General features: G+C 36.0%; 19 protein-coding genes. 8 read left to right on the top strand and 11 right to left on the bottom strand.

Annotated features, from left to right (window positions below; all coding sequences use genetic code 11):
* Positions 1-41 precede the first annotated feature (41 nt).
* The 4 genes from ubiD to aspS all read right to left on the bottom strand — a co-directional run bounded on the left by ubiD (position 42) and on the right by aspS (position 4,229).
* The gene (gene ubiD / locus J3U66_RS00185) at positions 42-1,505 is read right to left on the bottom strand and encodes a 4-hydroxy-3-polyprenylbenzoate decarboxylase (RefSeq protein WP_267334455.1); all 1,464 of its coding nucleotides are present in this window, start codon (positions 1,503-1,505) and stop codon (positions 42-44) included.
* A 79-nt stretch (positions 1,506-1,584) separates the two neighbouring features.
* Positions 1,585-1,998 (bottom strand): hypothetical protein, encoded by a 414-nt coding sequence (locus J3U66_RS00180; RefSeq protein WP_267334457.1) that lies wholly within the window; start codon positions 1,996-1,998, stop codon positions 1,585-1,587.
* A gap of 21 nt (positions 1,999-2,019) precedes the next feature.
* Positions 2,020-2,460 carry a dihydroneopterin triphosphate diphosphatase gene (gene nudB / locus J3U66_RS00175; RefSeq protein ID WP_267347515.1) on the bottom strand — a complete coding sequence of 147 codons (441 nt, stop codon included), beginning with the start codon at positions 2,458-2,460 and terminating at the stop codon, positions 2,020-2,022.
* Positions 2,461-2,471: 11 nt separating this feature from the next.
* Positions 2,472-4,229 (bottom strand): aspartate--tRNA ligase, encoded by a 1,758-nt coding sequence (gene aspS, locus J3U66_RS00170; protein ID WP_267344007.1) that lies wholly within the window; start codon positions 4,227-4,229, stop codon positions 2,472-2,474.
* A gap of 272 nt (positions 4,230-4,501) precedes the next feature.
* On the opposite strand from aspS, the gene J3U66_RS00165 reads away from it, so the two are divergent.
* The 5 genes from J3U66_RS00165 (at position 4,502) to dusC (ending at position 8,880) form a co-directional block, all read left to right on the top strand.
* The gene (locus J3U66_RS00165) at positions 4,502-5,275 is read left to right on the top strand and encodes a DUF3100 domain-containing protein (protein WP_267334463.1); all 774 of its coding nucleotides are present in this window, start codon (positions 4,502-4,504) and stop codon (positions 5,273-5,275) included.
* Positions 5,276-5,290: 15 nt separating this feature from the next.
* Positions 5,291-5,740, top strand: coding sequence for a hypothetical protein (locus J3U66_RS00160; RefSeq protein WP_267334465.1), 450 nt, complete (start codon positions 5,291-5,293; stop codon positions 5,738-5,740).
* Positions 5,741-5,759: 19 nt separating this feature from the next.
* A complete protein-coding gene (locus J3U66_RS00155) occupies positions 5,760-7,079 on the top strand; it encodes an amidohydrolase (RefSeq protein WP_267334467.1) in 1,320 nt (439 codons plus the stop codon).
* A gap of 74 nt (positions 7,080-7,153) precedes the next feature.
* Positions 7,154-7,927 (top strand): molybdopterin-synthase adenylyltransferase MoeB, encoded by a 774-nt coding sequence (locus J3U66_RS00150; protein WP_267334469.1) that lies wholly within the window; start codon positions 7,154-7,156, stop codon positions 7,925-7,927.
* Positions 7,924-8,880, top strand: a complete 957-nt coding sequence (gene dusC, locus J3U66_RS00145) for a tRNA dihydrouridine(16) synthase DusC (RefSeq protein ID WP_267334471.1) — start codon at positions 7,924-7,926, stop codon at positions 8,878-8,880. Before J3U66_RS00150 ends, dusC begins: the two co-directional genes overlap by 4 nt.
* Here the strand turns inward: dusC and J3U66_RS00140 are convergent.
* The 6 genes from J3U66_RS00140 to J3U66_RS00115 all read right to left on the bottom strand — a co-directional run bounded on the left by J3U66_RS00140 (position 8,875) and on the right by J3U66_RS00115 (position 14,732).
* On the bottom strand, positions 8,875-9,846 hold the full coding sequence (locus J3U66_RS00140; protein WP_267347513.1) for a hypothetical protein: 972 nt from the start codon (positions 9,844-9,846) through the stop codon (positions 8,875-8,877). The two genes, dusC and J3U66_RS00140, sit on opposite strands and share 6 nt — an antisense overlap.
* A 338-nt stretch (positions 9,847-10,184) precedes the next feature.
* Positions 10,185-11,084, bottom strand: coding sequence for an L-ribulose-5-phosphate 3-epimerase (locus J3U66_RS00135; protein WP_267347511.1), 900 nt, complete (start codon positions 11,082-11,084; stop codon positions 10,185-10,187).
* Between the two features lie 63 nt (positions 11,085-11,147).
* Positions 11,148-11,792: a 3-keto-L-gulonate-6-phosphate decarboxylase UlaD gene (locus tag J3U66_RS00130; protein WP_267334477.1), complete on the bottom strand. Its 645-nt coding sequence runs from the start codon at positions 11,790-11,792 to the stop codon at positions 11,148-11,150.
* Positions 11,793-11,813: 21 nt separating this feature from the next.
* Complete coding sequence (locus J3U66_RS00125; protein ID WP_267334479.1) at positions 11,814-12,506, bottom strand: L-ribulose-5-phosphate 4-epimerase; 693 nt, start codon at positions 12,504-12,506, stop codon at positions 11,814-11,816.
* Positions 12,507-12,510: 4 nt separating this feature from the next.
* A complete protein-coding gene (locus J3U66_RS00120; protein ID WP_267334481.1) occupies positions 12,511-12,984 on the bottom strand; it encodes a PTS sugar transporter subunit IIA in 474 nt (157 codons plus the stop codon).
* A 26-nt stretch (positions 12,985-13,010) separates the two neighbouring features.
* Positions 13,011-14,732 carry a PTS ascorbate-specific subunit IIBC gene (locus tag J3U66_RS00115; protein ID WP_416379701.1) on the bottom strand — a complete coding sequence of 574 codons (1,722 nt, stop codon included), beginning with the start codon at positions 14,730-14,732 and terminating at the stop codon, positions 13,011-13,013.
* 481 nt (positions 14,733-15,213) lie between these two features.
* Between J3U66_RS00115 and ulaR the strand changes: the two genes are divergently transcribed.
* The gene (gene ulaR, locus J3U66_RS00110; protein WP_267334485.1) at positions 15,214-15,975 is read left to right on the top strand and encodes an HTH-type transcriptional regulator UlaR; all 762 of its coding nucleotides are present in this window, start codon (positions 15,214-15,216) and stop codon (positions 15,973-15,975) included.
* Between the two features lie 21 nt (positions 15,976-15,996).
* Positions 15,997-17,064 carry an L-ascorbate 6-phosphate lactonase gene (gene ulaG, locus J3U66_RS00105; protein WP_065634263.1) on the top strand — a complete coding sequence of 356 codons (1,068 nt, stop codon included), beginning with the start codon at positions 15,997-15,999 and terminating at the stop codon, positions 17,062-17,064.
* Between the two features lie 494 nt (positions 17,065-17,558).
* Here ulaG and murJ read toward each other — a convergent pair whose 3' ends face one another.
* Positions 17,559-19,097 carry a murein biosynthesis integral membrane protein MurJ gene (gene murJ / locus J3U66_RS00100; RefSeq protein ID WP_267347507.1) on the bottom strand — a complete coding sequence of 513 codons (1,539 nt, stop codon included), beginning with the start codon at positions 19,095-19,097 and terminating at the stop codon, positions 17,559-17,561.
* A 294-nt stretch (positions 19,098-19,391) separates the two neighbouring features.
* Here murJ and J3U66_RS00095 point away from each other — a divergent pair, with 294 nt between their 5' ends.
* The gene (locus tag J3U66_RS00095; protein WP_267344012.1) at positions 19,392-20,951 is read left to right on the top strand and encodes an AbgT family transporter; all 1,560 of its coding nucleotides are present in this window, start codon (positions 19,392-19,394) and stop codon (positions 20,949-20,951) included.
* Positions 20,952-20,972: the final 21 nt, after the last annotated feature.

Genomic DNA, 20,972 nt, shown 5'->3' with positions numbered 1-20,972 from the left:
TATGTAAAAGATATTGTTTATCAAGCATGGTTATCAACTGGCTACACGCCAAGTTTATCCCAAATCTCATCAATATAAGCAACGACCTTAGGATCTTTTTTAATTATTTTGCCCCACTCTCGGTTAGTTTCTCCCGGCCATTTATTTGTGGCATCCAATCCCATTTTAGATCCTAAGCCCGAAACCGGAGAAGCAAAATCTAAATAATCAATCGGAGTATTATCAATGAATGTGGTGTCTCGATGAGGATCCATACGTGTTGAAATCGCCCACATAACATCTTTCCAATCGCGTGCATTAATATCATCATCACAAACAATGACAAACTTGGTATACATAAACTGTCGTAAGTAGGACCAAACCCCCATCATGATACGTTTAGCATGCCCAGGGTACTGCTTTTTGATAGTCACAACAGCTATTCGATATGAACATCCTTCTGGCGGTAAATAAAAGTCTACAATCTCGGGAAACTGCTTTTGTAAAATAGGAATAAATACCTCATTTAACGCGAGTCCCATAATAGCCGGTTCATCGGGTGGCCGTCCAGTATAAGTTGAATGATAAATAGCATCTTTGCGATGAGTTAAATGGGTCACAGTAAAAACAGCAAAATGTTCAACTTCATTATAATAACCGGTATGATCACCATAAGGTCCTTCCGGTACCACTTCATTCGGATCAATATAACCTTCTAAAATAATTTCTGCTGTGGCTGGTAAATCTAAGTCATTAGACAATGCTTTAACTACCTCGGTTCGACCTTGCCTTAATAACCCTGCAAATGCGTATTCTGGTAAAGTATCGGGTACGGGTGTAACTGCGGCTAAAATTGTTGCAGGATCTGCACCAATAGCCACTGCCACTGGAAATTTTTCGTGAGGATGAGCTTGTTGCCATTCGGCAAAATCAAGCGCACCACCTCGATGTGATAACCAGCGCATCACTAATTTATTTTTAGCTAATAATTGCAATCGATAAATACCCACATTTTGCCTTTCTTTATAAGGACCTTTAGTAATAGTTAATCCCCAAGAAAGTAACGGAGCTACATCCTCTGGCCAGCAATGCATAATAGGCAATTGTGTTAAATCAACGTGTTCATCTTTTAATACTACTTCTTGACAAGGGGCCGATGATCGGCGCTTGACCGGCATATTCAATATCTGCTTATATTTCGGTAAAACATTAAAAAATTGTCGAATACCTTTTGGCGGTTCAGGTTCACGTAAAAAAGCTAAAAGCTGCCCAATTTCACGTAATGCCGAGGGATCGTCTTGCCCCATTGCCATTGCAACTCGTTTTGTTGTACCAAATAAATTACATAGTACAGGCATCGTATAACCAATAGGGTTTTCAAATAATAATGCGGGACCTTGTGCACGTAAAACTCTATCGGCAATTTCGGTCATTTCAAGATAAGGACTAACAGGATAAGTAATGCGTTTTAATTCACCTTGTTGCTCAAGATAAGTTAAAAAATCACGAAAATTAGAAAAATTCATTCACTATTACTCCCTGTTACTTTGATACCCAATCCAAAGGGGTTTTGTTTATTAAATGAGGTTTGGCTTCTGTCTTGGATTAATCTTCATCAAAATTTTCACTATAAATGGGCGTTTGTTTATTCTGATTGCATTCAATAATTTTAGGTAATAAGGTTTGAAATTGTTTTTGATCAACTTCTATAAACTTTTCTGGTTCAACTTGAAAGAATAAATATTGCGTCGTGTTATCGTCAAATTGAAAAGAAGCTAACCAGTAATTTCGATTTTCACTATTATCATTAGCAAATATTTTAATAATACTACTTGCTCGTTTTTCAGGTTGATCATGTAATTTATAATCAATTATCTTCTCTGCAATTTGAGTATCATATTCATCAAAAATCATGTATTGATTTTGGTTAATCTGACACTTTGGTATGTTTATTTCAGCATAACTGTTTAGGGTAAAAAAAGATAAACAAATTGACATAATATAACGATTTAATTTCATGCCTGACCTCTTAACTGAATTTTAATAATTTACAATCTTCTTGATTGCCTCTCGATTATTAGGCGATAAGGTCAAATTAGCCGCATCTTGAATTGACATCCATTGATAGGCTAAATGTTCACTCAACATAGGTTTTACCTCTGTGGTCAGAGGCAGATAAAACCAATGTTCTTTATTTATCTTAACCTGTGGTGCATATCGATGTCTAAACTGTGGAAAAATTTCAAATTCAACAACATGTTTAGCATCGATTAACGACAAATTACTACCAACAATATCAATACCTGTTTCTTCATTCACTTCACGAATTGCCGTTTCAATTGGCAATTCGTTATTCTCTAAACTGCCTGTTACTGACTGCCAAAAATTAGGATCATCTTTGCGTTGCATCATCAAACAACGCAAAGTGATTTGGCAGTAAATAACAACTAACACCGATTCAGGTTTTTTAAATGTTTGCATTTAACATTTCGCTATTTTTTGCAAACTTCGATTCCTAGTTCTACTAATGCTGCTGGATTTGCCGGGCTCGGTGCATCAGTCAATAAACAGGTAGCAGCTGTGGTTTTCGGAAATGCAATCACATCTCGAATATTATCCGTGCCTGTTAATAGCATAGTTAAGCGATCTAATCCGAATGCCAGTCCAGCATGAGGCGGGGTTCCATATTTTAAGGCATCAAGTAAAAAACCAAATTTTTCACGTTGATCATGTTCATTAATACCTAAAATTGAAAATACCGCTTGTTGCATTTCACTGCGATGAATACGCACTGAGCCGCCCCCTACTTCATAACCATTAATGACCATATCATAGGCATTAGCAACCGCTGTTTCAGGACTGTCCATTAGCTGCTGAGGGGTAAAATCTTTTGGAGAGGTGAATGGATGGTGCATGGCACTAAGTCCTTCATCTGTTTCTTCAAACATTGGAAAATCCACAACCCAAAGAACAGCCCATCTATTTTCATCGGTTAAGGCTAAATCCTTACCAACTTTTAAGCGTAATGCACCTAGCGCATCACTAACAACTTTGTAGCTATCAGCACCAAATAATAATATATCGCCATCTTTAGCATTAGCTCGATTAAGTAATGCTTCCATTTGTGCCTGATTAAAGAATTTTGCAACAGGGCTTTGTACACCATCTAGTCCTTTGCTACGTTCATTAACTTTGATCCAAGCCATACCCTTGGCACCATAAACTGAAATAAATTGCGTATAATCATCGAGCTGTTTTCGGGTTAATTGCGCGCCATTAGGCACACAAAGTAATGCAACACGCCCTTTTGGATCATTAGCAGGCGTTGAAAATACTTTGAAATCGACATCTTTAACCAAATCCGCTACATCAATAATTTCAAGCGGATTACGTAAATCCGGCTTATCACTACCAAAACGTCGCATTGCTTCTGCAAAGGTCATAACAGGGAACTTGCCTAAATCAACATTTTTAACATGCAACCAAAGTTCACGAATCATTTGCTCCATGATTTCACGCACTTGCTCTGCTGTCATAAATGAAGTTTCAACATCAATTTGGGTAAATTCAGGTTGGCGATCTGCGCGTAAATCCTCATCACGAAAGCATTTAACAATTTGATAGTATCGGTCAAATCCTGACATCATTAAGAGTTGTTTAAATAGTTGTGGAGACTGAGGTAAAGCATAAAATTCACCGTTATGAATTCGGCTAGGCACTAAATAATCACGCGCACCTTCTGGTGTGGCTTTAGTTAACATAGGTGTTTCGATGTCTAAAAAACCATGTTCATTCATAAACGAACGCACAAAAGCAGTCACTTTAGCGCGTGTTTTGAAAATTGCCGTCATCTCCTGACGACGAAGATCAATGTATCGATATTTTAAACGCTGCTCTTCACTATTATTTTGATTAAAGTCTAATGGTAAAACATCACTTCGATTAAAAATAACAAGTTCAGTTGCTAAAACTTCAACTTCACCAGTTGCCATATCTTTATTGATTTGGCCTTCTGGTCTAGCCCTTACTTTACCTTTAATTTGAATACAAAACTCATTGCGTAGTTCACCCGCTAACTGATACGCCTGCAAATAATCAGGATCAAAAAAGACCTGTACAATTCCTTCGCGATCACGCATATCAATAAAAATCATACCACCTAAATCTCGGCGTTTATTAACCCAACCACATAAGGTAACTTCTTGATTAATATGAGATGAGTTTAACTGACCACAATAAATCGAACGCATAAAATATCCTGTTAAAATTTCAAGCTATAAAAATTGTCTGTATTATAAATCAAATAAAGGGCTTATAAAGGCATTTATTGATATTTATTATTGAATTGTTTTAATCAGCTCATCAAAAAGGTAATCTTAAGTATGATTTCAAATTAACAACAGTTGTTTATTGACGGTAATAATCAAGGTTATGTATATTAAATATGCAATGCAAATACTGACTATGATTCTAGATATCATGGATAGTGATTATTGATAAAAACTATTAGAGGTTTATAAGGATGGAAATTATTAAAGACTATAGAGTGCATTTGTTAGCACTGATAGTCGTTCTGATCTGTGAGTTTATTGGTAAACAATCTATTTGGATTATTACTTTATACCCCATGCTATATGCTATGATTATTGGCGGAATCATAAGCCTTCCTAAGCTCAAAATATTAAACATAAAAAATATGAATCATGCAAGTGCCGTTATGATTGTCACATTAATGCTACTTGTTGCCAAATTGGGCGTTGCCGTTGGTCCTAAAATCGATATGATTTTAAAAGATGCAAAATTGGCACTCATTTTTCAAGAACTCGGTCACTTTGCCGGTACCATTTTATTAGGATTACCTTTAGCAATGATGTTAGGTATGAAACGTGAAGCGGTTGGCGCCACTTACTCAGTTGCACGTGAACCTAATATTGCCATTGTTGCAGATAAATACGGTTTAGATTCAGCCGAAGGACGCGGTGTGATGGCTATGTACGTTTGCGGCACACTTTATGGTGCGATTTGGATGAGCATCTTAGCGAGTATTATGGCTAAATTAGATATTCTTCATCCCTATGCTTTAGCGATGGGCGCGGGTGTTGGTAGCGGAAGTATGATGGCTGCGTCACTAGCACCAATTAGCGATCTGTATCCAGATCTGGCAAGTGAAATTAAAGCCTATGCAACAACAGCAAATCTAATGTCCAGTATAGTTGGTATCTACATTTATACACTATTTTCATTACCTTTTGCTTCTTTTTTATATAACACTTTTGCTCGTTTTCGTCGTAATTAAGGAAGGATTGTTGTAATGAAAAGTTTAGAAACGCTATTTTTACTCATTTTAGTCGCTATCATTATGGCAGCAGGTAACACTGTCGGCTATAAAGTTGATTTTATGTTATCGTTACAAGCATTAGCCATTTTAGTGGTTATATCAATTGTTGGATACTTTGTTGGCAAAGTACCTTTACTCAATAAATTTCCAGTAATTTTATGGGTGTCAGTAGTTGCAGCCGTTGCCTCATCCCCTATATTTCCTTTCCACGAACAAGTTGTTTCAATTACGGACAATGTATCATTACTTGCAGTTTGTACACCGGTACTTGCCTACGCAGGGCTTGCTATTGGCAAAGATTTAGCATTATTTAAAAGTATCTCTTGGCGAATTATCCCTGTTTCGCTAGCGGTGTTTTCAGGTACGTTTATTTTTGCCGCAATCATTGCACAAATTACGTTACATTGGGAAGGTGTTATTTAACTGGAGTAGGAATTAACTCATGAATAAAGAAGAACTTAAACAACAGGTTTGCCTTGCTATTGCAAACCGAAAAGCAGACATAAAAGCCATTGCTGAAGCTATTTGGGCTGAACCCGAACTTGGTTACAAAGAACACAAAACCGCAAAAAAAGTAGAGCAAACATTTGAAAAATTGGGCGTACCCTATAAAAATAAATTAGCGTTAACCGGTGTTAAAGGCCGGTTAAAAGGCGGAAAAGGCAGTAAATATAGCATCGCAGTTATTGGTGAACTTGATGCCATAATTTGTGCAGATCACCCTGCTGCTGATGAAACCTCTGGCGCAGCTCATTGCTGTGGGCATAATGCACAAATTGCGAATATGATGGCTGTGACGATGGGACTAATCGATTCTGGCGCAATGCAATATTTAGCGGGTGATGTGGTTCCTTTTGCAGTACCAGCTGAAGAATATGTGGAAATCACTTATCGAAATCGGCTTATTGAAGAAGGTAAAATCAAATACATCGGGGGTAAGCCTGAACTCATTTCCCGAGGTGAATTTGATGATGTCGATATGGCGCTGCAAATCCACTTAACTAGTGTACCAAATGAACGTAAAGATGGTTTTATTGAAATATCAACAACCAGCAATGGATTTATTGGAAAACTAATCAAATATAAAGGTGAAGCAGCTCACGCAGCAGCAGCCCCACATGCAGGCGTTAACGCATTAAATGCAGCTATGATGGGATTGATGGGTGTTAATGCAATTCGTGACACATTTCAAGAAAAAGATTATATCCGATTCCACCCAATAATTACTCAAGGTGGCGATTTGGTCAACGTCGTACCCAGTGATGTAAGAATGGAAAGTTATGTGCGCGCAGGTAACGTTCCTGCAATGATTAAAGCCAATGAACGGATTAATCAAGCCTTACAAGCGGGGGCGATGGCTGTTGGGGCTAGTTGTGAAATCAAAGATTTACCAGGTTATCTACCTTTACATAATAATGCCACGTTAAATGAACTTTTGAAGCATAACGCTGAAAAATTAATTGGTGAAGAAAATGTTTCAGTTGCGCCACATATGACTGGTAGTACTGATACAGGTGATTTGTCGCACATTATGCCAGTAAGTCACCCATGGATCGGATCTGTGAGAGGCGTGTTGCATGGAAAAGATTATGTCGTATTTGATGAAGAAATGGCTTATATTCGCCCTGCACAAATGATGGCGTGTACAATTATCGATTTACTTTTTGATGATGCAAAATCAGCACAAACCCTCATATCAAATTACAAACCACTCATGACCAAAGAAGAATATCTCACCTTTTTATCTGGTTTTGACAAATAATCTTAACAGCTTGGCGCCGTAAGGCGTCAAGTGTCTGCTATAATATAGCAATTTACGATGAACAATTATCTATTATGCAAGCGCTAACTGATCAAGAATTATTTCGTTACGATAGGCAAATAACTTTGCATGGTTTTGATATTGAAAAACAGCAAGTGTTAAAAAATAGTGCGGCACTAATTATTGGTTTAGGCGGACTTGGCTGTGCAGCTTCGCTTTACCTCACAGCGGCTGGCGTTGGAAAGTTAACCTTAGTTGATTTTGATACCGTGACAAAATCAAATTTAAACCGGCAAATTTTATATACAGAAAAAACAATCAATCAATATAAAGTTGAAGTTGCAAAACACACGCTAAGTAAACGCAATGCAGATACTATCATAAATACAGTGAATCAAAAACTGGATGATAGTCGCTTACTTTCACTTATCAAACATCATCAAATTGTGATTGATTGTAGCGACAATCTAACCACTCGAGAACAAATTAATCGTTGCTGTTTTCAAACTAAAACACCACTAGTCTCTGGTGCAGCCATTCGTATGGAAGGTTTATTAACTGTATTTACTTATCAGCATGATGAACCTTGTTACCATTGCCTGAGTCGTTTATTTGGCGACGATCAATTGAGTTGCGTTGAAACTGGGGTAATGGCCCCTTTAGTGGGAATGTTTGGCTCAATGCAAGCATTAGAAGCAATAAAAGTGCTTACTCATTATGGCACACCGTTATCGGGTCGACTACTAATGGTTGATACAATGAGCATGCAATTTAATCAAGTTAAGCTGACAAAACAACCTAACTGCTCAATCTGTGGTAATGAACAAAATAAGCAGGCACGACAATGAAATTCAATCGTATCATCTTAGCACCGATGGAAGGCGTGTTAGATTATAATGTGAGAAAAATCTTAACTCAAATTAATCAATTTGATTATTGTGTGACAGAATTTGTCAGAGTGACTCATCATAAATTATCTAACCGAACATTTTACCGTCTATGCCCTGAACTTTACCATGATGGAAAAACAGCGTCCGGTACGCCTGTGCGTGTGCAAATTTTAGGGCAATCACCACAATGGATGGCAGAAAATGCGGTTAAAGCTATTGAGTTGGGTTCGTATGGAATAGATATCAATTTTGGTTGTCCTGCTAAAACAGTCGTGGGCAGCCACGGCGGCGCTTACTTATTACAATACCCAGAACAAATATTTAATATTGTTGAACAAACAAGACTCGCCATTGGCACAACGGCAAAACTATCAGCCAAAATTCGTTTAGGGTGGACAGACAAATCTTACTGTTTAGACATTGCTAACGCGATTGAACAGGCAGGAGCAAATGAAATTGTCATTCATGGAAGAACAAAAACTGACGGTTATCAAGCTGACAAAATCGATTGGCAAACAATAGGAAAAATTAAACAAAAATTAAATATTCCAGTTATTGCTAATGGCGAAATTTTTTCCGTTAAAGATGCGCAAAACTGTCTTATCCAAAGTCAAAGCCAAGACATTATGCTTGGACGTGGTATTTTAACGATCCCAAACTTAGCCAATATGATTCGTTTTAATGATGCAGAGTTACAGTGGCAACAAATTTTAGAAATTTTAATCAATTACGCTACAACAACTATCGAAGAGGTTAAACCGCTTTATCATTCAGCGCGCATCAAACAATGGCTAGCTTACTTAAAATCGCACTATTTTCAAGCGGCACAAGTATTACAAAATATTCGAACATTAAAAACACAACAGCACATTGCCGATTCACTTAAGCAACAACAAACAACACTATTATAACGTTAAGCTATACCCAGTGTTTCGATAAAAATAGTACTGGGTAACTTTACGCACAATCAAACAAGATAAAATAAACGAGATAGTTGCTAGTGCTATTTTTAATACTAACGCAGTGTAATCATGTAAAGTGATTTGGCTAACAGTCAAGTCAAATAAGCTTTCAGCAATGCTAAAAAGAGTAAAATTAAACACAAAAATAAACAGATTCGAATAAACCACACTTTTCACAATTCTATCAATCTGTAATACCATAAATACTTGAGTAAACATGTTTTTGCAAACAACTATAACAACACAGAAAGTCAACACATAACAGATAAAAGGGAAGGCAATATGGCGGCCAATCGAAATAAGATAGTGATCTTGTTGGATCAAAATATCTAAAATAAAAGACGGGAAACCAATCAAAGTAAAAAAGAAAAAGACTAAAAATAAAATAAAATGAATTTTACAGCTATTAAGCGTATTAAGTTCAAAAACTAACGCACTCTTTTCAAACTGATTATTTAATCCCCTAATGCAATAATAAGTCAGTAAACCTGCACACAAATAAAATAGACTATCAGGAATAATACTTAGCACTAAAATAAATAACCATGAATCAACATCGATATAATTGATGAATATTTCATCAAACATTAAATCGGCTATAACACTTAATAAATAACCAATAGCACAAACAATCAGTACATTTATTATAATAAGAATAATATTTTTTAAGGTCACTAAATGAACGTTAATTCGATAAAATGCAATTGCAGATACCCCAAATAACAATAGACATTCGGGAATTGAACGTAGCAATTGATAAGGGGTAAGTTTATACAGTGAAGACCATAAATTTTTATAGTCATGAAAAGTAGCAAGAAAAGTTATACCAAATCTAATGTTGAAAATAAAAGCACTTGAAATAAGAAATAGTGTTATAAAAATAAAGGGCAACTTAAAAAAGGATAATTTGTACATTAGTCTATCTAAAACCTGTTAATTCTCTATTTTTTTATAAAAATTTTAATGATAACAAATAGATGGTAAGTTAATTTAACAGATTAATTTGCACGTTAAACAAGCAATGATATCAAATTTGCAAAATCACCAAAATATTTGCACAAAATACCACAAGGTGGCGCCATTACCAACTAGAATATCATTCATCACAAGGTGAATCACAAAAATAAAATGAGAAAAGTGATTAAACCATAATTTAATATAGTTTCATTTTTTCAATAGGTTATATTTTTAAAAAATGCCTCATCACCCAAAAGGTGATGAGTTAAACATAAAATATCAATAGCGTTTTGATTTTAATCAAGTGAAGAAAAAAGCGGAAAATCAGCCTGCTGAGCAATAGCCTTTAATCGTTGCTGTGCTAGGATGATATTATCTTTCCAATGATCATCATTAGCCCACATTTCGATAACCAGTGGCGCACAATAATTCATTAATTTCAATGTGTTAAATACTGCAGCAAAATCAACTTCACCCTCACCAATAACTAAATCCCTAAATTGCCCGGCATAATTGGGTTTAACTTTATAGGTATCTTTTAGGTGTATTTGAACAATATGATTGCGACTGAGTAAAAGCTCAGTACTAATATCAAAGTTCCATCCCGATATATTACCCACATCAGGATAAGCCATAAAATAAGGTGAGTTGATTTCTGCCTTTAGGATTTCAAATTTACTTAACGAGTTAAGATAATTAGTATCCATAATTTCTACAGCTAACATCACGCCTGCTTTTTCTGCTTGTTTCGCGCACCATTGCATACCCGCAATAAATCGTTGATGGGTTTGTAAGTCAGCAGGTTCATAATACACATCATAACCCGCTAATTGAATTACTCTTACACCTAATTTATAAGCAAATGAAATTGCTTTAAGCATAATCATTTTGGCTTGTTCGCGGATCGTTGGATCCGCTGATCCAAACGGATACTTACGATGTGCACTTAGGCATATCGAATGAAAAAAAATGCCATTTTTTTCACATAAATGTCGTAAGGCATAAATGTCATCGTCACACCAATCTAGCCTTGCTTGACGCTCTTGAGATTCATCAATAGACAGTTCAATAAAATCAAAACCTAAAGACTTTGCTTCAGTCATTTTTTGTTGCCATGAAAGTTGATTAGGCAACGCTTTTTCATAAATACCAATACTAGGCGCGTGTTTAACAAAATTTATTGTTTGTTCAGTCATAATTTATGATCCAATAACATGAGGAAAAACAAAAACAGTCGATTACTCGACTGCAATGTAAAATTACCAATATTTAGCAATTTGCTCCCTCAACGCTTGGGCTGTTTGCTGTCCATTTTCATTGGCTAACGCACGACCAGCAATAAAAGCTTTAGTTTTTATTCCAGCAAACAGATGAATATCTTCAGGAACAATGCCGCCAGTGATGGAAAGTTCTAAACCTAAATCAGAAAGTTGACGCATTTTAATCAAATCTTCTTCACCCCAACCAACTCCAGCTAATTCGGCATCACGAGAACGATGATAGATAGCTTGTTTAATACCTAATTTACGCCATGCTTTAGCATCATCGAAAGTCCAATGACCATATAGTTCAATTTGAATTTCACCCCCAAATTCATCAGCCACTTTTTTACACGCCTCAATGGTGGCAATATGCGCTGCTGCCGATACTGTCAGCCAATCGGCGCCTGCTGAAAACGCCATCTTAGCTAAAATTGCACCGCCATCAGTGGTTTTTAAATCACACACTAAGATATGATTTGGATGCTTCTCTCGTAAAGTTTTTACCCCGTTAATTCCGGCACCAAAAGCCAAGATGGTACCCACTTCAATGATATCAACAAATCCAGCAACATTATTGGCGACAGCTAAAGCGGGTTGCAATTCAGTTTGATCTAATGCGATTTGTAGTTTTGGTTTTGTCATTTTATTTTCCTCTTATAAGAACTATTTTTGCCCATAATAAGCATTTGCACCATGCTTACGGAAATAGTGTTTATCTGACAACGCTTGTTGAATTTTAATTGTTTTATTGAGTTGACGAGTGGCAATAGCCATCATGGCGACTTCTTCAAGGACAACCGCATTATGTACAGCATCAAAAGCATTTTTACCCCAACAAAATGGAGCATGACCTGAAATCACAGCACCAGGCATTGCCATTGGATCGAGTCCTCGACGTTTAAACTCTTCAATAATAACCAGACCGGTATTTTTTTCGTAATCAGAGGTAATTTCGCTATCAGTAAGTCGACGGGTACACGGAACATCACCATAAAAGTAATCAGCATGAGTGGTCCCTAACGCTGGCACATCTAACTCAGCTTGAGCCCAGACGGTGGCATAACGAGAATGGGTATGGACAATACCACCAATATGTTCAAACGCTTTGTAAAGCTCAATATGTGTTGCAGTATCACTAGAAGGATTTAACTTACCTTCCACTGTTTCACCGGTTAATGACACCACCACAATATCCTCAACTGTCATATTGTGATATTCAACCCCAGAAGGTTTAATAGCAATGACACCTTTTGCTCGATCAATTTCTGAAACATTACCCCAAGTAAAGGTCACCAAATGATATTTGGGTAATGCTAAATTGGCCTGTAATACTCTCTCTTTTAAAGCTTGATACATAGAATTAACCTCCCAATAAAGCTTTATCAATCACAGCATAAACATCTTCTTTATTGTTACATGCTCGTAACTTATCTAGATCGATGCCGGTTGGGCTATTTTCATCTTCTAAAATTTGGGTGACCTCCATTAAGCCTTGCATATGTTCATCAGAAGTACTGCCTGCTAAGGTCACTAATACATCGACAGGTTCTTCTTCCCCTTGAAAATAGACTGGTTTATTTAGTGTGACTAATGCAAAAGCAGTTCGGTTAACCCCATCTTCAGGTCTGGCATGAGGCATAGCAAAATTAGGGGCAATAATGATGTAAGGTCCCATAGTGTTCACACAGCGAATAATCGCATCATAATAAGAGGGTTGAATTGCTTTAGATGCGACCAACATATCAGTACCTAATTTAACAGCTTCTTGCCAGGTTGCGGCATTTGCGTTAAGTAAAATAGAGTTGTTTTCTATCAATGATTCTTTCAAAGCCATGTTGTACTCCCTTTTTATTCAATAAATTATTTAGCAAGCACTTTGTTAATCAGTTCAATAAGTTCATCACCAAATGTTTGCGGATTTAACATATTTTGTACCCCCAAAGCGTGCTGACCTTCATTAACCTCAATTTCATTAATTAAGTGTTTAGAAGCCACAATAATGTCAACATTCGGCAATCGTGATTTGTAATCAGTTACCGCACACGAATCCATAACATTAGCAATGCCTTTTTTATCAAGATAATTGGCAATTTTCATTTTCATCATCATCGATGAACCTTGACCACTACCACATACCGCAAGAATACGTATTGGACGTCCTTCGCTAATTGCTACCTCATCCATTTTTTCAACGACTTGTTCATTAAAATCTTGCTGGGTATCATTTGTGTCGGCTTGTATTTTTTGATTGGCTTCATCGCGTCGTAATTGTTTAGCAGCAAAGAACATATACACTAAAGCCAAAGCAATAATGAGATAGATAAATAAGTGAGAAATTGATAGACCTTGTAAAATAGGTGGGAATAAAATTGCCCAGTCAGCCATGCCCATCCAAGAATCGATTGGCGTGCCATTTTGTGCAAAAATATGAATAACCCAAGCTGAACCAAATACTTCAACCATGCCCATGGCAAAACAAATCTTCATTACCGCTTTCCAACCGCCAAAGTGGTTTGCAAACACCCCAATAGTGGCATTAGAAAAGAACATCGGAATAAAACCTGGAATAATCATAATCGGCGATTTAAATACCAGTAATAAAGCAATTGCTAAAAATTGCCCTAATGCACCCCAAATAAAACCAAACACCATTGCATTAGGTGAAAAAGCATAAATTGCCGCACAATCGATCGCTAATACTGCATTAGGAATAAGTTTTTCAGATATTCCTTTAAACGCTTCAGACAATTCAGCAACAAACATTCTTACGCCACCAACAATAACTTGGATTGCTACCGCGAATTTAAGCCCTGTTTCTAAAATATAGATTGTCCAATGCGTTGAACCGGCCATGGTTTGTAAGTTATCTAAACCAAATGACAGTAAAATAATGCCAAAAAAGAAGGTCATCACAATAGCTGTAGCCGCGATACTATCGTGAAAAATATGTAACCATTTTGGTAATTTTAAATTATCAACAGAATCATTTTTATCCCCAAGCTTAGGGGCTAATTTAACGGCAATCCAAGAGCCTAACTGTTGCTGATGACCAATAGAAAACCCTGCCCCACCTGTTACTGCTTCAGTTGGCTTAAACATCATGTTGGAAAATATTCCCCAATATAAAGCGGTAATAATTGCGGAGTAGATGATGGTTTCCCACATACCGTAACCAAACAGAAAATAAAATAAGGTAATAAGTCCTACTTGTTGGAACATAATATGACCGGTTAACATAATGGTTCGAATACCGGTAATACGTCGAAAAATAACCAAAAGGATATTGATAGCCAGTGCCAGTAATACCGCATATCCGACCCAAGAGTAATGTTCTCCCATACCATTTTCAACAGCAACCATCGAAGCATAAGTATCAATAATCGATCCTTTAATGCCATGATATTCCGCTAACTTGGCAATAACGGGTTTAAATGTTGAAACCAATACACCCGAACCGACTTGCAATAACATAAAGCCGACAATTGTTTTGATGGTTCCTTTTAAAATTGTGGTAACGTCTTTACCTAATAGGCAGTACCCCAGCATCGTTACTAACCCTAGTAATAAAGGTGCTTTGGTCATGACTTGACTATAAAAAATATAAAATACGTTATAGATTACTTCCATATGCCCCTCTCATTGATTATGGGCATTTTTTAAATTGAAAGTTGATACTACGCTTACAATTTATAGATAAACTTTATCCTAATGCCCTTTATATGGTTGTTCACTATTAAGTGAATCTTTGAGCTTAATTAATACGGTACGTTGTTAATCAAATTTATTTAATTAACGCTTGCTATATTCCATAATCATAATGAATCACACAATGATTATTTATGATTATTTTGATTGAGATCACTTTTCCCAATAACCAACAGCAATATCTGTGATCAACTTCACATTACAATGAAAAATAATGACAATAAATTAAATCTATATCTATACTTATCAATATTAAATTTAGATTTAAACAAATAAATCAATGAAGATAATTGACAAGTTTTGCAATGATAATTATTATCAAAGTAATCAAATTTGATCAAATCATTAAGGAACATAAATGAATGAAATAACGCGACATAACGAAATCGTCGCTTTAGTTAATGAAAAAGGTGAAGTGAAAGTGACAGAATTAATTGATCACTTCGGTATATCACCGGCAACAGCTAGACGAGATATCACCAAGTTAGATCAGGAAGGTCGAGTTAAAAAAGTACGTAATGGTATTATGCGTTTAGAGGAGCAAAAGCCTATCTGGGCACCAATAGCCAACAACAATACTGATCATTATCACGAAAAAGCGCGAATTGCTATTCGAGCAGCCAAATTATGTGGTAACGATGAAAATGTCGTGATTAATTGTGGTTCAACCGCATTTTTATTAGGTCGGGAATTATGTGGAAAAAATGTCTCTATCATCACGAATTACTTTCCACTCGCTTGTTACTTAATAGAACATGATCATGAAAATGTCATTATTATGGGCGGTTTATATAACAAAACCCAAAACATTATTCTTAATCCAATCGCAAGCATTACCGATTCTTATGCAGCTAAATGGATGTTTACTAGCGGTAAAACATTAACACCCACCGGTCTTTACAAAAATGAAATTTTAAGTGCAGTAGCCGAGCAACAAATATTAGAAAAAGCCGAAAAATTAGTGGTTGTCGTTGATAGTTCAAAAATCGATACCAAAGCAAACTCTGGCATGCTTTTTTGCCCAGTAAACAAGATTGATATTTTAATTACAGGCACACAAGCGAATAAGGAAGTGATTGAATGCATTAAGAAGCAAGGAGTTGAAGTGATATTAGTCTAACTATTAAATAAGGAACATAGTATGAGTAAAGTAAACGAAATTACCCGTGACTCTTGGATTTTAAATACCTTCCCTGAATGGGGAACTTGGCTCAATGAAGAGATCGAAGCGACCGAAGTTAAGCCCAATACCTTTACCATGTGGTGGCTTGCCTGTACAGGAATTTGGTTAAAATCAGCAGGTAATACCAATATTTGTATCGATTTTTGGTGCGGTACGGGTAAAAAAACCCATGCTAATCCATTGATGAATAAGCAACATCAAATGATGCGAATGGGGGGAGTACGTGAATTACAACCTAACTTAAGAACCAGCCCATTTGTGTTGGATCCTTTTGCAATTAAAGAAATCGATGCAGTTATGGCAACGCATGATCATGCTGATCATATTGATGTTAATGTTGCAGCAGCCGTGATTCAAAATTGCTCACCTAAAGTTAAATTTATTGGGCCTAAAGCTTGTGTTGAGTTATGGAAAAGCTGGGGCGTGCCAGAAGATCGTTGTATTGTGGCTAAAGTGGGTGACACAATCACTGTAGGTGACATCACCATTAAAATACTAGATTCTTTTGATAGAACTTCACTTGTTACTCTTCCTAAGGGTGTTTCATCAACAGATAAAGCCATTTTAGATGGTATGAACGATCGCGCAGTTAACTACCTATTTGAAACATCAGGGGGCTCACTTTATCACTCTGGTGATTCACACTACTCTAACTATTATGCTAAACATGGTAATGATCATAAAATTGATGTTGCCTTACTCTCGTATGGTGAAAATCCTCGTGGTGTTACTGATAAGATGACATCTGCTGATATTTTACGTGCAGCAGAATCGCTTAACACCAAAGTTGTGATTCCTTTTCATCATGATATTTGGTCAAACTTCCAAAGTGATCCGCGAGAAATTGAAGTGCTTTGGCAAATGAAAAAAGATCGACTTGAATATCAATTTACACCATTCTTTTGGCAAGTTGGTGGTAAATATACTTACCCGACCGATAAAAATAAAATGCATTATCAACACTATCGTGGATTTAGGGATATCTTTACTGATGAACCAGAATTACCTTATCGTTCCTTCTTATAAGCAAGGTAATTTAAAATTATAGTTATTACGATTATAACTAAAAAAATTTTTAATTAGTTTTTAGGTTGGACGTTTAGTGATTTATAACTTCTGTTTTGCCACACTGACGTCCAAATTTTTTAAAATTGATTATTCATATTGCTCAAATAACTATTTAGCAAACAAATAAAATCGATATTTAATGCTGTGTATACCTGATTTGTTGTGGTTATTTACTACGTCTAAATTCGTAAAATCTATCCAGATAAAGCCAATTTAATTCCCAGCTTAATTTACTTTGTCAACCTACTGTATAAATAACAATCAAAAGTAAAATTGGCATAAATACGATTAAGAATTTAGCCCAAATCACAACATCATAGGCTAAATTCTAAATAATGATGATGAAAGTATAACGGCATTTAGCTCATGTTCACGCAATATTTAAAGCTAACTTCGCCGATAATAGTTTATGTTCAACGACTAATATAATTTAGTAAATTATCTTTTATTAATCAGTCAATACGTTTAATAAAATGCTTTAATTTAAAACCCATTGCAATAAGTGATGCAAAATAGACAAAAACGCCAACAATAACCAGTAAAAATAACCGTGCCAAACGCAGTAGCATTGAACCCGTTGACCAATCTGGTAATAGTTGTGCGCCAAGCCATAATACTATAGACATAAAAATGACTGCGATAATAACTTTAGTTAAAAATTTATACCATCCTGGTTGTGGTTGATATAGTTGTTTTTTACGTAACTGCCAGAACAGTAATCCTGCATTAAAACATGCCGCTAAACCAATTGATAACGATAAACCAGCATGTTGTAGTGGACCAATAAACACTAAATTCATCAACTGCGTTAAGATAAGCGTAATAATGGCTATTTTAACTGGCGTTTTAATATCTTGTCTGGAATAGAATGCGGGGGCTAACACTTTAATTAAAATTAGACCAAGTAAACCAATGGAATAAGCAACTAATGCACGTTGTGTCATTAACGTATCATTTAAAGTAAATTGTCCATATTCAAAGAGTGTTGAAATCAACGGTCGTGAAATAACCCCAAGCGCCACAGTACTTGGCAATGCCAATAAAAAACATAATCTTAATCCCCAATCCAACAATTCTGAATATTGTTGATGATGACCTTTCGAAAAGCTTTTAGCTAATGAAGGTAACAAAATTGTACCAAGAGCAACGCCAAGTACACCTGCTGGAAATTCCATTAAGCGGTCAGCATAATACATCCAAGAAACCGAACCAGAAATTAAAAATGAGGCGAAAATAGTATTAATAATTAACGAAATTTGTCCAACAGAAACCCCTAAAATTGCCGGCCCCATTTGTTTTAATACACGCCAAACACCGCTATCTTTAAAATTAATACGCGGTAAAACTAGCATGCCAATTTTTTTTAAAGCAGGAAGTTGATAAAGTAATTGTAAGATGCCACCAACGACTACCGATACAGCTAATGCTAACACCGGTGGATTAAAATAAGGCGTTAAAAATAGCGTAAATATGATCATGCTAACATTGAGTAAAGTTGGCACAAAAGCGGGGACAGAAAAGCGATTCCAAGTATTAAGTATTGCACCAACAAGTGACGCAAGCGAAATAAAAAAGATATAAGGGAAAGTAATTTGTAATAAGCTGGTGGCCAGTTCAAATTTTTCGGTAGATTCTTGCATAAAACCAGGTGCGGTTAACATAATGACAAAAGGTGCAGTTACTATGCCGATTAATGTCACTATAGCTAATACTAATGTTAGTAATCCTGCAACATAAGCAACAAATGTACGAGTAGCGTCAACACCTTGTTGGTTTTTATATTCAGCTAAAATTGGTACAAAAGCTTGTGAAAAAGCACCTTCAGCAAAAATACGTCGAAGTAAATTAGGCAATTTGAAAGCAACAAAAAACGCATCGGTTGCCATTCCTGCCCCAAAATAACGGGCAATAATAGCATCACGTACAAATCCTAATACACGCGATACCATTGTCATAGAGCTTACTGCAGCTAAAGATTTTAAAAGATTCATATTCGATTTATATACAAAGTATATAACTTAACACTGACAATGAAACATAGTCTACAAACTATTCGTTTAAAGCACCATGCTTTTTTCAATAAACTTAGTTTTGAAGAAAATGCTATTTTTGCAAACAATGACGAAGTTAATTTATAAAAAAGTCGAAGTAACATCATACTTATGTAAAAGTGATTAAGGTTAACATAATGTTTAAGTATAAAAACCATACGTTTTTGCTTATTTGCCTGCACTATAAATATGTGATAAATTGACGCCCCGAACAACATTTACACTAATTTTTTTATGAATCAAACAACAAATCCGTCACCTATAAAAACGGGCGGCTTTTTAAATACTATTGAACGAATAGGCAACAAAATCCCCGATGTAACAACACTTTTCTTTTATGCTTTAATTATCTGCTTTATTGCCTCTTTATTACTTTCTTTTGTCAGTTTCGATTACATCAACCCTGTTACCAAAGAAAAACTAGTTGTCGCTAATATGCTAGCACCCGATCATTTAGTAACTTTTTTTACTAAAATGGTCCCAAATTTTGTTAGCTTTCCACCTCTTGGTATTACTATCGTTGCCACATTAGGTATTGGTATTGCTGAAAGTAGCGGCTATATTCATGTGTTACTCAAAAAGTTATTGGCAGTTACACCTAAAAAATTGGTCACTCCATCAGTCATTTTTGTTAGCATGGTTTGTCATATTGCGTCAGACTCAGCTTATGTTATTTTAATGCCGGTATCAGCCATGATGTTTTATGCCACTGGTCGTCATCCTCTTGCGGGCATTGCTGCCGCTTTTGCAGGATTAGCCGGTGGTTTTAGCTCTAGTTATACACCCTCAATTATCGATCCTATCATGCAAGGCTTTACCCAAAGTGCTGCACAGATCATCGATCCATCTTATCAAGTTAATGTGCTTTGTAACTATTTTTTAAGTTTTGGCGGTACTTTTTTTGTTCTACTAGCTTGTTGGTTTGTTACCGATAAAATCGTTGAGCCCCGCTTAAAGGCCAATATGCCTATAAATACTGATTTACAGTTAGATAACCTTGCTGACTCACCAGCAATCACCCCTATTGAAAATCGAGCATTTAAAGTTGCATCAATCGTATTTTTAGTCATCGCTGCTGGTTTGGTACTTTTATTATTACCACAAGACTCTTTATTACGTGCACCTGATGGCAGCTTAACAAGTAATAAAGCACCAATTATGCAAATTATTGTGCCATTATTATTTGTGTTTTTTGCAATTCCGGGCTTGATTCACGGCTTTATTACTGGGGCATTTAAGTCTTCTCGCGATATTGTTAAATCGATGGAAAATATCACTAAATCACTTATTCCTTTTATTGTTTTTGCTTTCTTTTGTGCGCAATTTTTATATGTGTTTTCCAATTCTCAAATAGGCACATTGATTGCAATTGGTGGCGCTGAGTTTTTGAAAGCGTTACATTTACCTTCGGTGGTAACAATATTTGGTGTGATCATTTTAACCAGTATGTTAAATGTGTTAATTACCTCTGCTTCATCTAAATGGGCTATTTTGGCACCAATTTTTGTGCCTATGTTAATGTCTGTGGGTATTTCGCCTGAATTAACGCAAGCCGCTTACCGTATCAGTTCGGCAGTGAACGTAAGCACACCTATGTTTGCGTTTTACCCGCTAATTATTGCCTATTGCCAGCAATACTGCAAAAACACAGGAGTGGGCACATTAAGTTCTATGATGATTCCTTATACTGCCGCGCTGCTTATTGCATTAACTGTAAACTTGTTACTCTTTTGGTTCTTAGGTCTACCAATTGGGTTTGATAGTGGTTACGTTTATCCACCAGTAAATAATTAGTACCAATAAGAGGTCATTTTA

Source organism: Gilliamella sp. B2969, from assembly GCF_026536195.1.
Lineage (GTDB): Bacteria > Pseudomonadota > Gammaproteobacteria > Enterobacterales > Orbaceae > Gilliamella.
The sequence above is the reverse complement of the archived record's forward strand: the minus strand, read 5'-3'. Positions and strand labels throughout refer to the sequence as shown.

Bases quoted from the DNA above. Each gene is read 5' to 3' on its own strand.
- ubiD (WP_267334455.1), bottom strand. From the start codon at position 1,505: ATGAATTTTTCTAATTTTCGTGATTTTTTAACTTATCTTGAGCAACAA.
- J3U66_RS00180 (WP_267334457.1), bottom strand. From the start codon at position 1,998: ATGAAATTAAATCGTTATATTATGTCAATTTGTTTATCTTTTTTTACC.
- nudB (WP_267347515.1), bottom strand. From the start codon at position 2,460: ATGCAAACATTTAAAAAACCTGAATCGGTGTTAGTTGTTATTTACTGC.
- aspS (WP_267344007.1), bottom strand. From the start codon at position 4,229: ATGCGTTCGATTTATTGTGGTCAGTTAAACTCATCTCATATTAATCAA.
- J3U66_RS00165 (WP_267334463.1), top strand. From the start codon at position 4,502: ATGGAAATTATTAAAGACTATAGAGTGCATTTGTTAGCACTGATAGTC.
- J3U66_RS00160 (WP_267334465.1), top strand. From the start codon at position 5,291: ATGAAAAGTTTAGAAACGCTATTTTTACTCATTTTAGTCGCTATCATT.
- J3U66_RS00155 (WP_267334467.1), top strand. From the start codon at position 5,760: ATGAATAAAGAAGAACTTAAACAACAGGTTTGCCTTGCTATTGCAAAC.
- J3U66_RS00150 (WP_267334469.1), top strand. From the start codon at position 7,154: ATGCAAGCGCTAACTGATCAAGAATTATTTCGTTACGATAGGCAAATA.
- dusC (WP_267334471.1), top strand. From the start codon at position 7,924: ATGAAATTCAATCGTATCATCTTAGCACCGATGGAAGGCGTGTTAGAT.
- J3U66_RS00140 (WP_267347513.1), bottom strand. From the start codon at position 9,846: ATGTACAAATTATCCTTTTTTAAGTTGCCCTTTATTTTTATAACACTA.
- J3U66_RS00135 (WP_267347511.1), bottom strand. From the start codon at position 11,084: ATGACTGAACAAACAATAAATTTTGTTAAACACGCGCCTAGTATTGGT.
- J3U66_RS00130 (WP_267334477.1), bottom strand. From the start codon at position 11,792: ATGACAAAACCAAAACTACAAATCGCATTAGATCAAACTGAATTGCAA.
- J3U66_RS00125 (WP_267334479.1), bottom strand. From the start codon at position 12,506: ATGTATCAAGCTTTAAAAGAGAGAGTATTACAGGCCAATTTAGCATTA.
- J3U66_RS00120 (WP_267334481.1), bottom strand. From the start codon at position 12,984: ATGGCTTTGAAAGAATCATTGATAGAAAACAACTCTATTTTACTTAAC.
- J3U66_RS00115 (WP_416379701.1), bottom strand. From the start codon at position 14,732: ATGACCAAAGCACCTTTATTACTAGGGTTAGTAACGATGCTGGGGTAC.
- ulaR (WP_267334485.1), top strand. From the start codon at position 15,214: ATGAATGAAATAACGCGACATAACGAAATCGTCGCTTTAGTTAATGAA.
- ulaG (WP_065634263.1), top strand. From the start codon at position 15,997: ATGAGTAAAGTAAACGAAATTACCCGTGACTCTTGGATTTTAAATACC.
- murJ (WP_267347507.1), bottom strand. From the start codon at position 19,097: ATGAATCTTTTAAAATCTTTAGCTGCAGTAAGCTCTATGACAATGGTA.
- J3U66_RS00095 (WP_267344012.1), top strand. From the start codon at position 19,392: ATGAATCAAACAACAAATCCGTCACCTATAAAAACGGGCGGCTTTTTA.